Raw genomic sequence first — 14,217 nt, 5'->3', positions numbered from 1 at the left:
TTCTTCGGCTTACCGTAATTTCAAGCTTGATAAACCAACTAAAACTAATAAGATGGTGATAATCCAGAAACGAACAACGACCTGTGTTTCTTTCCAACCACCCAATTCAAAGTGGTGATGCAAGGGTGCCATCCGGAAAATGCGACGCCCCTCACCAAAATGCTTTTTAGTGAACTTGAACCAAAACACTTGCAACATCACAGAAACCGTTTCAGCCACAAAGATTCCACCCATCACAAAGAGCACAATCTCTTGACGCACAATTACGGCAATCGTTCCAAGTGCGCCACCTAGAGCAAGAGCGCCAACATCACCCATAAATACTTGGGCTGGATGCGTGTTGTACCAAAGGAAAGCAAGGCCGGCGCCACCCATAGCTCCACAGAAAATCATGAGCTCACCAGCACCGGGAATGTAGGGAAACAGTAAGTACTTGGCGTAAATAGCATTACCCATCACATAAGCAAAAGCACCTAAAGCCGCACCCACCAAAATCACTGGCATGATCACTAAACCATCAAGACCATCCGTTAAATTCACAGCATTACTGCTACCAACAATCACCAAGTAGCTCAAAATGATGAAGCCCATCATTCCCAATGGGTAACTGACCTCTTTAATAAATGGCAGAAGCAAATTGGTCTTAGCAGGAAGGTCTAATGCAAAGCCGCTCTTTAGCCACTCATAGAACAATTGCAAGACCTTAAGATTATTCACTTCAGACACCGAGAATGCCAAGTAAATAGCAGCAAACAAACCAATCAAGGTTTGCCAGAAGAATTTTTCTCGTGAAGGCATACCCTTTGGATCCTTGTATGCCACCTTACGATAGTCATCGACCCAACCTACTGCACCGAACCCAAAGGTCACAATCATCACAATCCAAATAAAGCGATTACTCAAATCAGCCCAGAGCATGCAAGACACAAAAATGCCAATCAATATCAGGATGCCACCCATTGTTGGGGTGCCCGATTTAACCAAATGGCTTTGAGGCCCATCCGTACGAACAGCCTGCCCCATCTTGAGTTCAGCCAGCTTACGAATCACCCAAGGGCCGGCGGCCAATCCAATCAATAAGGCGGTGACCGTTGCCATCACTGCCCTAAAAGTGATGTAGTTAAAGACGCGGAAGAATCCGAAATCATCTTGCAGCCATTGGGCTAACATTAAGAGCATGTTTTAGCCTCCTCTAACAAGGCTTGCACTACACGCTCCATGCGCATAAATCGTGAACCCTTCACTAAAATATTCAAATGCTGATTGCTCCCCGTTGATTGCGCATGCAAAGCATCTCGCAATTGGGAAATCAAACTATCCATATCCGAAAAATGAATTCCTTGTGATGAAGTATTGGCTTGCTTAACCCCATCAAAACCTTGAATTGCAAATTGGCATTGCTCGCCAAGCGCAAATAATTTTGTAACACCCTGCTCAGCTGCATAAGCGCCTACTTCGTGGTGAAACTCAGGCCCTTGATTGCCAACCTCGCCCATGTCCCCCAAAATTAACCAAGAACTATTGCCAGACTGCTTTAATGCATCGATTGCAGCCCGCACAGAATCAGGATTTGCGTTGTAACTATCATCAATTAAGGTGTGATTGGAGTCGATCTTTTTAGCTTGCATACGTCCGTTAACGGGAGCAAATGCCTCCAGACCTTGTTTAATCTTTTCTAGGCTAATGCCTGCAGCTACAGCAACTGCACTCGCTGCCAATGCATTGCGTACATTGTGACTACCTAATGTATTCAATTGAATCTCAACAGAGCCAATTTCAGTACTTACTACTACTCGTCCGGTATTTGAAAGATGCCCTTTTACTGCAGCAGATGAGTTGGCTTGACTAGTCATTAATGCAAAGTCAACTACTTTGCGCTGCTCTGCTGCTTCACGCCAAACATTAGTGAACTCTGAGTCCGCAGGGAAAACTGCAATACCGTCTTTTGACAAGGAGCGAATCACATCAGCATGCTCTTGGGCAACTGCAGCAACAGTTGCCATGAACTCTTGGTGCTCTCGTTGAGCATTATTAATCAAGGCAATATTTGCTTGTGCGATCGCCGCCAATTGTGCAGTTTCGCCTGGGTGATTCATGCCTAATTCGACCACTGCCAGCTGATCCGAGGGCCGTAATTTCAATATAGTCAGCGGCAAGCCAATCTCATTATTGAGATTACCTTTGGTCACCAAGGTATGCGCCTCACCAGCTGCTGCTTTAAATATGGCAGCAATCATTTCCTTGACTGTGGTCTTGCCATTACTACCAGTTACCAAAGCTAATGGGATATCATGATTTGCACGCCAGGCCTTTGCGAGCTGGCCTAAGCCAATACGAGTATCTTCAATACAAATTGCGGGTAAATTTGCTGGGCACTTCTCTTTCTTACTGACTAATGCGGCTCCTGCACCATTCTTAGCGACATCCACTAAGAAGTCATGCGCATCAAATCTCTCGCCAGACAAAGCAACAAATAGTTCGCCAGCATCAATTTGACGACTATCCGTTCCAACCCTAGAGAGCATTAAGGTTTTTGCTGCCTCTGCTGTGACATTAAGCAAAGTACTTCCAGGCAACATTGCGTTTACTTGGGCGAGTGTTGTCATTGCAGACATCAGACCAAACCTCCAGCGGCCAGACGAATATGCTCTTGATCAGAAAAATCATAACTTTTACCGCTAATTTCTTGCGAAGTTTCATGACCCTTACCAGCTACCAACACAACATCTTGGGCATTTGCATGACGAACTGCCGCCATAATTGCTGAAGCACGGTCAACAATCATCTGCACTTTTTCTGATGAGTTCATACCGCTGTGAATCATTTCCATGATTTGCTGAGGATCTTCTGATCTTGGGTTATCGCTGGTGATGATGACTTGGTCAGCACATTTCTCGGCTACTGCACCCATTTGTGGGCGCTTACCGCTATCGCGATCTCCGCCACAACCAAATACGCACCACAACATTCCGCCACGCTGCTCCGCAATTGGGCGTAAAGCCTGCAAAGTCTTTTGCAATGCATCTGGAGTGTGTGCGTAATCGACGACTGCTAAAGGACCAGCTAACTTTGGGTTATGTCCAAGGGGAATGAGTTCCATACGACCAAGCACTGGCTGTAATTGACTTACTCGCTTACTTGCCTCATCACCAGTAAGTCCCTGTGTGAGCAACACCGTCCAAACGGCGAGCGCATTACTTAAATTAAATTCACCCAACAAAGGAATATGCAAGGAATTTGCACCTACCCCTTCATAAGTAAATGCAGAATCATATCCAGAGCTATTGAAAGCATTACCTACTGCATAAATGCGCTGCAGACGATCGCCAAATTTTTCAAAGCCTTTAAAGGCGGATTGATTTAATGCGTATGCCCAAACCTTAACTTCATCCTTAGCCAGTAGATTCATAACTAGCTCACGACCAAAAGGATCATCCAAGTTAATGACAGCATGCTCAAGGCCCGGCTGACTAAACAGACTCGCCTTTGCTTCTGCGTAGTTCGCCATACTACCGTGATAGTCCAAATGATCTTGCGTGAGGTTGGTGAAGACTGCGCAATTGATCCATGTTCCAGAAATGCGGTATTGATGAAGCGCATGGGAAGACACTTCCATTGCAATTTGTTTTGCGCCAGCATCTAATAACTCTTTTAACTGAGTCTGTAGTTTGGGTGCATCTGGAGTGGTGTATCCCGTCTTTTCTAAAGCACTAGGAAAGCCAGTACCCAAGGTACCCAATACTGCTGTGCGATGGTTAGACTGATCTAGGGCTTTAGCTAACCACTGGGTAATACTGGTTTTACCGTTCGTACCAGTAACACCAATTATTTGTAATTGCTTACTTGGTTCGCCATACCATTGAGCGCAGAGTTTGCCAGCTTTTTCTGCAAGCTTTTCAACTGGAATACATTGAGCATGATCCAAGTAACGAGCATCTACTCCGGCAGGATCAAATACCACTACTGCTGCTCCATTTTGTAAAGCAGCATCAATAAATTGACGGCCATCACGCAATGCATTGCCGTGTCCGACTGGATATGCAAAAAAGATATCCCCAGGTTGGATCTGACGACTATCTGCACTCACCTTTGCAGATGGGTTTACTAAGGTTTGTAAGTGGTCAATCAAATGATTGGGGTCCAGATTCATCGTCACCCTCATCTTTTTGAAACCACATGCTGCGTCTGTACACTGGCCGTATGGATTTCTGCAGGGCCCTTGTCATCAAGAGCCATTTGCTTTCCATTGCTATCAGGCAAGACATTTAATGTGCGTAAAGTTTCTCCAACTATCGCCGAAAAAACTGGTGCTGCAACATCACCACCGTAATAACTTCCGCCAGTAGGCTCATCTATCATTACTGCCACTGATATACGTGGTGCACTAATAGGAGCAATACCAGCAAAATATGCCAAGTATTTATTTCCGTATCCCTTACCCACTAACTTATGGGCCGTACCAGTCTTGCCGCCGACACGATAGCCGTCTGCCTGTGCTTTAACGGCCGTACCACCTGGCTGAGTAACTGTCTCTAACATTTGGCGCATATCAAGCGCTGTCTTTGCCGAAATCACTCTTGTGCCAGGCTTAAATTCTGGACTGCGCTCAATTGTGATTGGCACCAACTCCCCATCACGAGCAAAAATGGTGTAAGCCCGAGCCACCTGAAATAAGGAACCTGAAAGTCCGTAGCCAAATGCAATACGAGCCTGATCACTGGCTACCCACTTCTCGTATGGATGTAGCGTACCAGCGACTGCCCCACGAAAACCAATCTTTGGAGCTTGACCGAACCCTACTGCGCTATACATATCCCACATTTCTTCCGGAGAGAGATAGTTCATCGCAATCTTTGCCGCACCAATATTGCTAGACTTTTGAATAACTTGGGCTATTGTTAATACACCATTTGGATGCGTATCGGTAATTGGTTTTTTCCCAACCAAATAACTCGCTCCAATCGTCATGCTGGTGCTTGGTGTGATAGAACCCTTCTCAAGAGCAGCAGACACAGTAAAAGGTTTGATAGTAGAGCCCGGTTCAAACATATCGGTTAATGCTCGATTACGTAATTGCTCGCCCGTGAGATATCTGCGGTCATTTGGGTTGTAGCTTGGGAAATTTGCAAGCGCCAAAATCTCGCCTGTTTGCGTATCAATAACCACTGCGCTACCAGCTTTTGCATGATGATCTTCAACTGCATTCTTTACAGCGTTATAGGCAATGTATTGAATTTTGCTGTCTACAGAGAGTTGTAGGTCTTTACCGTTTTGAGGCAAGCGATCAATGCCCACCTCTTCGACTACACGCCCCAAGCGATCCACAACTACTCGACGTTGTCCAGCGTGACCGGCTAACTGATCTTCCCTGGAGTATTCGATACCCTCTTGACCAATATCATTCACATTAGTAAAGCCAACAACGTGAGCCATTGCCTCGCCTTCAGGATAAAAGCGGCGATATTCATTGTTTAGGCCGATGCCAGGAATCTCTAGCTGTTTAATCTGTTGGGCAACTTCTGGATCCACTTGGCGCTTCAAGAAAATTTGTTTGCGCTCTTCCTTTAACTTTCTACGCAAATCAGACTCGCTAATTTGTAACAAGCTGGCGAGCTTTTGGACTTTATCGGTAGCTAAGTCATCTGGGACAGTATCGTTATAGGCAATAACAGACTTGGCCTCAAGACTGGTAGCAATGACCTGGCCATTGCGATCTAAAATTTTTCCACGACTTGCAGGTAACTCCAACTCACGCTGTGTACCACGCACACCCTTGGCTTCATAGAATGCATTACCTGGACCCTGAATCCAGAATGCACGTAATAGCAACATCATGAAGACAAAGAACAAAAGGAATAGCATTAAGCGCGACCGCCACATTGGCAAGCGCAAGACTAAATTCGGCGTTGTAGAAAACCCAACCGGCCTCATTGAGCCTCCTTCAAGTACAAAGTACGTTCGGGAGAAATTGGCACCATGCGCAATTGGTTGCGCGCTACATCACGAATACGTGCAGACTTAGAGAGATTGCGTTGTTCATACTCTAGACGTAACCAGTCCTGATTCAACTTGCGCTCCTCAATCTGAGCACGCTCTTGGGCAACAAATAATTTACGGGCACGCTGCTGTGCAGCTACAAGCGATAGAGCACATATTAATAACAGGGCCAATAAGGTCAAGGTGGCACGATTCATACCAATGCCCCCATTCGCTTTTCTGCTACTCGCATAATCGCTGAACGTGCACGAGGATTTTCTGCAACCTCTAAATCACTAGGCTTAACACGACCAATAATTTCAAGTGCACTTTGTGGCAAATCTTTTTCACGTACAGGCAAGCCCCGAGGAATTTCAACTTTTGCATGTGCTTGCAAAAATTGCTTAACAATACGATCTTCCAGCGAGTGAAAACTAATAACTGCCAACCTGGCGCCTGGCTTTAATAATCCCAGCGCCGCTTTAAGGCCTAGCTCTAAATCTTCCAATTCACGATTGATAAAAATACGGAGTGCTTGAAAGGTTCTTGTGGCCGGGTCTTGCCCTACTTCACGGGTGCGCACTACGCTAGCAACCAAACTGGCCAATTGCATAGTTGTTTTTGGGGGCAATCCTTCTTCTCGCTTAGCCACAATAGCTTTAGCGATTTGAAATGCAAAACGCTCTTCTCCGTAAGTCTTAATCACGTGCGTGATTTCCTCCTGGGGCGCTTGCTCTAACCACTCTGCTGCTGTTTGACCTTGATCCGTATTCATCCGCATATCTAGTGGACCATCGCGACGAAATGAAAATCCCCGATGAGCTTCGTCCACCTGCGGCGAGCTGATACCAAGGTCCAACAAAATTCCATCGACTGATTCTGCTTGTGCGTACTGATCCATTTGCGCAAAACTGTCGTGCACAATCGATAAACGTGGATCGTTGATTTTTTCTGCTACGGCTATCGCATCCAAATCTTTGTCGAAGGAAATCATGCGCGCAGAAGTCGGCAGCTCTTTGAGCAGCGCCTGTGTATGGCCACCACGCCCAAAGGTTCCATCGATGACTAAAATATTTTTTGCCGCGTTTTGATTCTGAATGAGCGGGCCATTGGTTAGCGCCGTCACCGCCTCGGCCAGTAACACTGGGCGATGAGTTATGTTCATAGCACCCTGTCATCAAAAATTAAATTGCTTGAGTGCTTCAGGCATGCCTTGCGCAATCGCAGCCTGTTCTTTTGCAGCGTATGTTGCCGCATCCCACAACTCCAAGTGACTACCCATACCAAGCAAGATCACTGTTTTTTCTATTCCTGCTGCAGCACGTAATTCTGGACCCACCAAAACACGGCCCGCACTATCAAGATCCATCTCCGCTGCATTGCCAAGAAAAATTCTGCGCCACCAATGGGCGTCCATTGGGAGTTGCGCAACTCTGGCTCGAAAGCTCTCCCACTCAGGTCTTGGGAACAATAAAAGGCAGCCATCAGGGTGTTTTGTCAGCGTGACTCGCCCCTCACCCTGAACTAACAGGGCGTCACGATGCTTTGCCGGAATCGACATCCGACCTTTTGCATCTAAATTGAGAGCTGACGCACCTTGAAACACCATTTACCCCACTTTTTCACACTTCCTCCCACTTTAGAGGATCGCAATAGGAGGGTCAAGTGTTTTTGGGTATTTTTTTGGGAATTTCTCTAGTGTTTACAAACACTTAGCGTCATGTGTTCACAAAATGGTGATAATAAAATAGCTACTTGAAACAATGGCTTGGAAAATACACTTAAGAATAGATCTTAGCTATAGGGCCAGATAATGGGTAAATATACTGTATTTAAAACCAGTATTTACAGAAATAAAACCAAAAAATATTTACATATCTTCAGGAAACGATCAAAAGCTTAGATTTTGTAAGCAGTACTCGTCATCACCTTAGATAAGCCCTTCATCACTTTCTGAATTGGCTCTGGCAATGTCACTCCACCTGCATGCAAAGCTGCTCGTCCATGCCCTATTTCATCGATACGCATTTGATCAACAATGGCTCGCGAACGATGGTCTTCTTGCGGCAATTTTTCTAGATGACTCTCAAGATGATTTTCAACTTGCTTTTCTGTTTCTGCAACAAAGCCTAAGCTCCACTTGTCACCCGCTAGGCCCGCAGCCAATCCAATTGCAAAAGAACCTGCATACCATAATGGATTGAGATAACTGGTATGAGAGCCCAGCTCTTGAAGGCGTGTTTCACACCATGCTAGGTGATCCATTTCTTCTTGGCCAGAGTGCTCCAACATCTCTTGAATTTGTGCATTTCTAGCGACCAATTTTTGAGACTGATAAAGCGCTTGCGCGCACACTTCGCCAACGTGATTAACACGCATCAATCCAGCAGCATGATTACGTTCCGCTGCATCTAAAGAGTCATTTGATGATGTCGAGCCTGGCGTTGGTCTTGTAGCATTTGCCCCGCCAACAACAGATCGAAGCGCAGTATCAAACTCAGTGATGAGACGATCAATGGGTGACATAAGAACTAAAAAAGGCCTAAACCAAAACCTCAGCTTTACAGCTTTGCTTGGTCTTTAAGCCCAGCTCAGCTAAGAGCTCACGGTCTTGTTCTGCCTCGGGATTACCGGTAGTGAGTAGTTGCTCACCATAGAAAATTGAATTGGCGCCAGCCAAGAAGCACATGGCTTGTACGGCCCTTCCGAGCTCTTGTCGACCAGCAGATAAACGCACGCGTGCTTTTGGCATCGTGATGCGTGCAACTGCAATTGTTCTCACAAATTCAAGGGGATCTAAAGGCTTTTGATCTGCTAATGGAGTGCCAGCAACAGGCACCAAATGATTGATTGGAACAGATTCAGGATAAGGACTTAAGTTTGCTAAGCGCGCCAAAAATGCTGCTCGTTGTTCGCGTGATTCACCCATGCCAACAATTCCACCACAGCAAACTGACATGCCTGCTGAGCGAACATTAGAAATCGTATCCAAACGATCTTGATATCCACGGGTAGAAATTACTGAGCGATAAAAATCTTCACTGGTATCGAGATTGTGGTTATAAAAATCTAAGCCTGCATCCGATAAGGCCTGCGCCTGATCCGCTTCTAGCATTCCTAATGTTGCACAAGTCTCTAGACCCAGAGCTTTAACACCCTTAATCATGGCGGTGACTTTTTCAATATCACGGTCCTTAGGTTCGCGCCATGCAGCACCCATACAGAAACGGTTAGAGCCTGCTGCTTTAGCTGCTTTCGCAGCCTCTAAAACCTCTTCGAGACCCATTAACTTCTCGGCCTTGACATCTGTGTCATACCGAGCAGCTTGAGGACAATATCCACAGTCTTCAGGGCACCCACCGGTCTTGATAGACAACAAAGTAGCTAGCTCGACATCACCCTCAGGGAAATTCAGCTTATGGGACTCTTGGGCCTTGAGCATGAGCTCATTGAAAGGAAGGGCAAATAGAGCCTCAATCTGAGACACGGTCCACTCACCAGAGGCATCCACCTCTTTGCGCAAATTAGCCTTAGATTTGACTAAGGTAAGGGGTTTTTCAGTGGTTTGGGCGTCCAACATAGGCAAATTCCAGAAAATAAGTGAATTCAAGGCATAAACATAACAGATACACGCCGAAATTAGGAAAAACTAGTGGTCAAATATCAAACATGAAGGTTATTTCTGATCTAAATCAACCCACCCTCGTTGATCGCAGCTTGGCTGCCGTTTGGCACCCCTGTACTCAGATGAAACACCATGAATCACTCCCCTTGATTGCCATAGCTAAAGGCAAGGGTGCCTGGCTATACGATGAACAGGGAAATGCACTACTTGATTGCATCAGCTCTTGGTGGACAAATCTATTTGGCCACTCCAATGAGCGCATCAATCAAGCTATTACAGCTCAACTAGACCAAATTGAGCATGTGATGCTCGCTGGATTTACACATGCGCCAGTAGTTCAACTCTCTGAAAAACTCTCTGCCCTTACCAATGGAAATCTAGGGCATGTGTTTTATGCATCAGATGGTGCTTCTGCAGTTGAGATCGCCTTGAAAATGAGTCATCACTTTTGGCAACTCCACAACAAACCCAAGAAGAAAAAGTTTGTTTGTCTTGAAAATGGCTATCACGGTGAAACACTTGGTGCGCTTGCAGTAACTGACGTTGCAATTTTTCGTGAAGCCTACGGATCCCTCTTACAAGATGTTCATACAGTAATGTCACCCGATGCACGCAATGCTGAAAATGGTGAAAGCGCAGAAGATGTTGCAAGACGAGCAGCCGGCGAACTTGAGAAGCTATTTATCAGAGAGCATGAACAGATTGCCGCGATGATTGTTGAGCCCTTAGTTCAGTGCGCTGGTCAAATGGCAATGTATTCACCTGTCTATTTGCGCCTGGTAAGGGAACTATGCACTCGTTATGAAATCCACCTTATTGCCGATGAGATTGCAGTGGGATGCGGGCGCAGCGGCAAATTCTTTGCCTGTGAACACGCTGAAATCTGGCCTGATTTTCTGACGCTCTCTAAAGGAATTAGTGGCGGCTATCTACCCCTCTCCCTTTGCATGACTACTGACAAAATTTATCGCACGTTTTATAGCGATCAAACCAAGCAAGGTTTTTTGCATTCACATTCATATACTGGCAATCCGCTTGCTTGCGCAGCGGCATTAGCTTGTCTAGATATTTTTGAAACAGAAAATATTCTTGAAAAAAATATTGCTCGCTCACAAGATTTAAAACATGCTTTTGCATGGGCAGGAACGGATTCTCGTATTGAACACCTGCGTCAACAAGGGATGATTCTTGCGTTTGATGTCAGACAATCCGCATTAAGAAATGCCAGCGTATTTCCTCGTGAGATGTTTTCCAAGAGTTTGGATGAAGGTATTTTGATTCGCCCGATTGGCAATACGATTTATGTCATGCCTCCATATATTTTGACTATGCAAGAGACCGAAAAAATGGGTCAAGCCGTACAACGGGCATTGAATCAGGCTTTGCATGACTAAGTCTTTCAGCGCACTCAAACTAGCAGAAGACCAAATTGCAGATTTAGACTTGCAATTACTCAAGCGCAAGCTACGCGTTACCCAATCTCCTTGCGACACTAGGGCCTTAGTGGAGAATCGTGAGCTAAAAGCATTTTGTAGCAATGATTACTTAGGCCTTGCCAGTCATCCCGAGATTGCCAGTGCCCTAGCTGAGGGTGCGAGAAAATATGGGGCTGGAAGCGGCGCTTCGCACCTTATCAGTGGTCATAGTATTGCGCACGAGCTACTGGAAAAACGTTTAGCCTCTTTTCAGAGTTCTCACATCCCAAATGCTCAAGCGCTATTTTTTAGCACTGGTTACCTTGCAAACTTAACTGCGATTACTGGTTTGACTAGGCTAGCGCCAAAAAGCAATGCCAGCCTCTATTCAGCGAAACTCAATCATGCCTCTCTCATAGATGGCATACGCTTAGCGAGCGCCCAAACTAATGCAACAGTGACACTCTTTGATCACAAGCAACTAGAGTCATTAGTTGAAGCGTTAAAACAAGATACCAAACCTTTAAAACTGATTGTGATTGACGGTGTTTTCAGTATGGATGGCGATATAGCCCCCATTAAAGAATTGCTTGAGATTGCCGAACAATACGATGCACTGCTCCTAATTGATGATGCCCATGGTTTTGGTGTCTTAGGCGAACGAGGTCATGGGTTATTAGAGCAAGAAAATATTTACTCTAATCGAATCATCTACATTGGTACTTTGGGTAAAGCAGCTGGAGTAAGTGGCGCCTTTATCTGTGCCCAAAATACTTTCATTGAGTGGCTGATACAAAAGGGGCGTCCTTATATTTACAGTACAGCGACACCTCCTGCTATTGCACATGCCCTACTTAAAAGTCTGGACATTATTGAATCTAATGAAGGCAAGAAACGTCGCACCCAATTAAAGAGCTTGATTGATATCTGGCAAAAAGAAATGAACTTCTCAAGCTGGGAAAAATTTTCCTCAAATACACCCATTCAACCAGTCATTTTGGGTAGTAATGCCCATGCCTTGTTAGCAGCTAAATTACTTGATGAGGCGGGGTATTGGATTCCGGCGATTCGGCCGCCCACCGTCCCTGTCGGAAGCTCTCGTTTACGCATTACTTTGTCAGCAAATCATAGCGAAGAGGACCTGCGCGGACTCATCGCAATACTGCAGTCAATTGAAGAACTAGCAATGAAGAATGTGTACGATGAGTAAAACCTCTGGATTTTTTGTTACCGGAACAGATACTGAAGTTGGCAAAACTTTAGTCAGCGGTGCCTTGATTCTCAAACTTCGAGAACAAGGTAAACAAGCGCTTGGTTTTAAGCCTGTGGTTGCTGGTACTTACCACAGCAAAGATGGTCAATCACTCAACGAAGATTTAGAAACTCTACGTATTGCCTCAAATTTAGCCCCTGGACAATTGAATTTATGTCCTTATGTTTTAGATAGCCCTGCAGCACCTCACTTAGTGGCTAAAGCCAAAAGTCTTCGCCTTGAACTAAGCACCATGCTGTTAGCCTACGACGCTATTCTTAGAGAAAGTGATGATGTTGTAGTCGAAGGCGCTGGTGGTTTTTTAACCCCCATCAATGAACAAGAAAATTTGAGTGACTTTGCGCAAGAAATTAACTTACCTGTCATTCTGGTTGTGGGTATGAAATTAGGCTGCATTAATCATGCGCTTCTCACAATAGAGGCCCTGAAAATGCGCAAGCTAAACATTGCTGGCTGGATCGGCAATACCCTGTCCCAAGAGATGCCCTTACTGACGGAAAACATTCAGACGCTTCAATCTAAAATTGCTGCACCTTTTTTAGGCCTCATTCCTGAGCTAACGCAGGCACTTAAAAAGTCCGAAAACAGTCCTTATTCACTTGAAGCACTTCAATTTGCTGCAAAGCACATTCAACTACCTAGTAATAACACTTAATTCATCACTGTAATTCCCCTGTAAACGCCAACTAGAGTGCGTCTCAGGTTACTTTCAGATAAGATGAAGGTATGCATTTACTTCCAGAAATTATTGAATCCACAGAAGCGATCCAAGATATTCGACGCAATATTCATGCTCATCCTGAATTGCGTTTCGAAGAAAACCGTACGGCTGATTTAGTTGCGGAAGCACTATCAAGCTGGGGGATCTCTGTTTTTCGTGGCATGGGTAAAACGGGAGTTGTTGGTCGCCTAGATGGAGATTTAGGACCAGGCAAGATGATTGGCTTGCGGGCTGACATGGATGCACTACCACTTCAAGAACACAATAACTTCGCACACGCATCACTTAATCCAGGAAAAATGCATGCTTGCGGGCATGATGGTCACACCGCAATGCTCTTGGGAGCTGCGCAGTATTTATCAAATAATCGTGACTTTAAGGGTACGGTGATTTTTATTTTTCAACCAGCTGAAGAAGGTGGTGCTGGCGCTCGCGAAATGATTAAAGATGGCCTCTTCACACAGTTTCCTTGCGATGCCGTATTTGGGCTCCATAACTGGCCAGGCTTAGGAGAGGGTCATTTTGGTGTGACAGCAGGCCCGATGATGGCATCGAGCAATGCTTTTGAAATCACCATTACCGGTAGAGGTGGTCACGCCGCCCTTCCCCACAACAGTGCTGATCCCGTATTAACTGGAGCACAAGTGGTGCTGGCGCTGCAGAGCATCATTACACGCAATAAGCGCCCAGTAGATGCAGCTGTTCTATCTGTTACTCAATTTCATGCGGGGGAGACCAGCAATGTTATCCCCGATAGCGCTTTTATTGGCGGCACCGTACGTACATTTACGCTTGAAGTATTAGACTTGATTGAGCAACGCTTAAGAGAAATTGCCCATAGTGTTGCCAGTGCATTTGATTGCCAAGCGGAAATTCGCTTTTCCAGAAACTATCCACCATTAATCAATCATGAAATTGAAGTTGAATTTGCCAGTGAAGTAATGAGTGAATTAGTTGGCAAGCAAAATGTTGACACCTCTATTGATCCAACTATGGGTGCGGAAGACTTTGCATTCATGTTGCTTGAAAAGCCTGGTTGTTATGTCTTTTTAGGCAATGGGGATGGAGATCATCGCTCGGTAGGTCACGGTATGGGGCCATGCCACCTACACAACCCCTCCTATGACTTCAATGACGCCTTGATACCGGTAGGCGTGAGTTACTGGGTCAAACTAGCTCAACGCTACCTAGAAAAAAATTAGGCAAA

13 protein-coding genes are annotated in these 14,217 nt (G+C 45.5%); 4 read left to right on the top strand and 9 right to left on the bottom strand.

The window, feature by feature from the left end:
• Positions 1–9 precede the first annotated feature (9 nt).
• The 9 genes from mraY to bioB all read right to left on the bottom strand — a co-directional run bounded on the left by mraY (position 10) and on the right by bioB (position 9,556).
• Positions 10–1,179: a phospho-N-acetylmuramoyl-pentapeptide-transferase gene (gene mraY, locus A9236_RS06055; RefSeq protein ID WP_071464529.1), complete on the bottom strand. Its 1,170-nt coding sequence runs from the start codon at positions 1,177–1,179 to the stop codon at positions 10–12.
• Positions 1,170–2,615 (bottom strand): UDP-N-acetylmuramoyl-tripeptide--D-alanyl-D-alanine ligase, encoded by a 1,446-nt coding sequence (gene murF / locus A9236_RS06050; RefSeq protein WP_083393422.1) that lies wholly within the window; start codon positions 2,613–2,615, stop codon positions 1,170–1,172. Before murF ends, mraY begins: the two co-directional genes overlap by 10 nt.
• On the bottom strand, positions 2,615–4,150 hold the full coding sequence (locus A9236_RS06045) for a UDP-N-acetylmuramoyl-L-alanyl-D-glutamate--2,6-diaminopimelate ligase (RefSeq protein ID WP_236638719.1): 1,536 nt from the start codon (positions 4,148–4,150) through the stop codon (positions 2,615–2,617). The genes murF and A9236_RS06045 overlap by 1 nt, the downstream gene beginning before the upstream one ends.
• A gap of 8 nt (positions 4,151–4,158) precedes the next feature.
• Positions 4,159–5,931 (bottom strand): penicillin-binding protein 2, encoded by a 1,773-nt coding sequence (locus A9236_RS06040; protein ID WP_071464527.1) that lies wholly within the window; start codon positions 5,929–5,931, stop codon positions 4,159–4,161.
• Positions 5,928–6,194, bottom strand: a complete 267-nt coding sequence (gene ftsL / locus A9236_RS06035; protein WP_071464526.1) for a cell division protein FtsL — start codon at positions 6,192–6,194, stop codon at positions 5,928–5,930. The genes A9236_RS06040 and ftsL overlap by 4 nt, the downstream gene beginning before the upstream one ends.
• Positions 6,191–7,141, bottom strand: coding sequence for a 16S rRNA (cytosine(1402)-N(4))-methyltransferase RsmH (gene rsmH / locus A9236_RS06030; protein WP_071464525.1), 951 nt, complete (start codon positions 7,139–7,141; stop codon positions 6,191–6,193). Before rsmH ends, ftsL begins: the two co-directional genes overlap by 4 nt.
• Positions 7,142–7,153: 12 nt before the next feature.
• The gene (gene mraZ, locus A9236_RS06025) at positions 7,154–7,582 is read right to left on the bottom strand and encodes a division/cell wall cluster transcriptional repressor MraZ (protein ID WP_071465088.1); all 429 of its coding nucleotides are present in this window, start codon (positions 7,580–7,582) and stop codon (positions 7,154–7,156) included.
• A gap of 293 nt (positions 7,583–7,875) precedes the next feature.
• The gene (coq7, locus tag A9236_RS06020; RefSeq protein ID WP_083393421.1) at positions 7,876–8,502 is read right to left on the bottom strand and encodes a 2-polyprenyl-3-methyl-6-methoxy-1,4-benzoquinone monooxygenase; all 627 of its coding nucleotides are present in this window, start codon (positions 8,500–8,502) and stop codon (positions 7,876–7,878) included.
• A 16-nt stretch (positions 8,503–8,518) separates the two neighbouring features.
• Entirely contained in the window at positions 8,519–9,556 is a 1,038-nt protein-coding gene (gene bioB, locus A9236_RS06015) for a biotin synthase BioB (RefSeq protein ID WP_083393420.1), read from the bottom strand.
• Positions 9,557–9,645: 89 nt separating this feature from the next.
• On the opposite strand from bioB, the gene bioA reads away from it, so the two are divergent.
• The 4 genes from bioA to A9236_RS05995 all read left to right on the top strand — a co-directional run bounded on the left by bioA (position 9,646) and on the right by A9236_RS05995 (position 14,212).
• Positions 9,646–10,995, top strand: a complete 1,350-nt coding sequence (bioA, locus tag A9236_RS06010; RefSeq protein WP_071464524.1) for an adenosylmethionine--8-amino-7-oxononanoate transaminase — start codon at positions 9,646–9,648, stop codon at positions 10,993–10,995.
• Complete coding sequence (locus tag A9236_RS06005) at positions 10,988–12,226, top strand: 8-amino-7-oxononanoate synthase (protein WP_071464523.1); 1,239 nt, start codon at positions 10,988–10,990, stop codon at positions 12,224–12,226. The genes bioA and A9236_RS06005 overlap by 8 nt, the downstream gene beginning before the upstream one ends.
• Entirely contained in the window at positions 12,219–12,944 is a 726-nt protein-coding gene (gene bioD, locus A9236_RS06000; protein WP_071464522.1) for a dethiobiotin synthase, read from the top strand. The genes A9236_RS06005 and bioD overlap by 8 nt, the downstream gene beginning before the upstream one ends.
• A 71-nt stretch (positions 12,945–13,015) precedes the next feature.
• Positions 13,016–14,212 (top strand): M20 aminoacylase family protein, encoded by a 1,197-nt coding sequence (locus tag A9236_RS05995; protein WP_071464521.1) that lies wholly within the window; start codon positions 13,016–13,018, stop codon positions 14,210–14,212.
• Positions 14,213–14,217 lie beyond the last annotated feature (5 nt).

The organism is Polynucleobacter sp. QLW-P1DATA-2 (assembly GCF_001870365.1).
Taxonomy (GTDB): Bacteria; Pseudomonadota; Gammaproteobacteria; order Burkholderiales; family Burkholderiaceae; genus Polynucleobacter.
The sequence above is the reverse complement of the archived record's forward strand: the minus strand, read 5'-3'. Positions and strand labels throughout refer to the sequence as shown.

Bases quoted from the DNA above. Each gene is read 5' to 3' on its own strand.
- bioD (WP_071464522.1), top strand. From the start codon at position 12,219: ATGAGTAAAACCTCTGGATTTTTTGTTACCGGAACAGATACTGAAGTT.
- bioA (WP_071464524.1), top strand. From the start codon at position 9,646: ATGAAGGTTATTTCTGATCTAAATCAACCCACCCTCGTTGATCGCAGC.
- A9236_RS06005 (WP_071464523.1), top strand. From the start codon at position 10,988: ATGACTAAGTCTTTCAGCGCACTCAAACTAGCAGAAGACCAAATTGCA.
- ftsL (WP_071464526.1), bottom strand. From the start codon at position 6,194: ATGAATCGTGCCACCTTGACCTTATTGGCCCTGTTATTAATATGTGCT.
- A9236_RS05995 (WP_071464521.1), top strand. From the start codon at position 13,016: ATGCATTTACTTCCAGAAATTATTGAATCCACAGAAGCGATCCAAGAT.
- bioB (WP_083393420.1), bottom strand. From the start codon at position 9,556: ATGTTGGACGCCCAAACCACTGAAAAACCCCTTACCTTAGTCAAATCT.
- murF (WP_083393422.1), bottom strand. From the start codon at position 2,615: ATGTCTGCAATGACAACACTCGCCCAAGTAAACGCAATGTTGCCTGGA.
- A9236_RS06040 (WP_071464527.1), bottom strand. From the start codon at position 5,931: ATGAGGCCGGTTGGGTTTTCTACAACGCCGAATTTAGTCTTGCGCTTG.
- coq7 (WP_083393421.1), bottom strand. From the start codon at position 8,502: ATGTCACCCATTGATCGTCTCATCACTGAGTTTGATACTGCGCTTCGA.
- mraY (WP_071464529.1), bottom strand. From the start codon at position 1,179: ATGCTCTTAATGTTAGCCCAATGGCTGCAAGATGATTTCGGATTCTTC.
- A9236_RS06045 (WP_236638719.1), bottom strand. From the start codon at position 4,150: ATGAATCTGGACCCCAATCATTTGATTGACCACTTACAAACCTTAGTA.
- rsmH (WP_071464525.1), bottom strand. From the start codon at position 7,141: ATGAACATAACTCATCGCCCAGTGTTACTGGCCGAGGCGGTGACGGCG.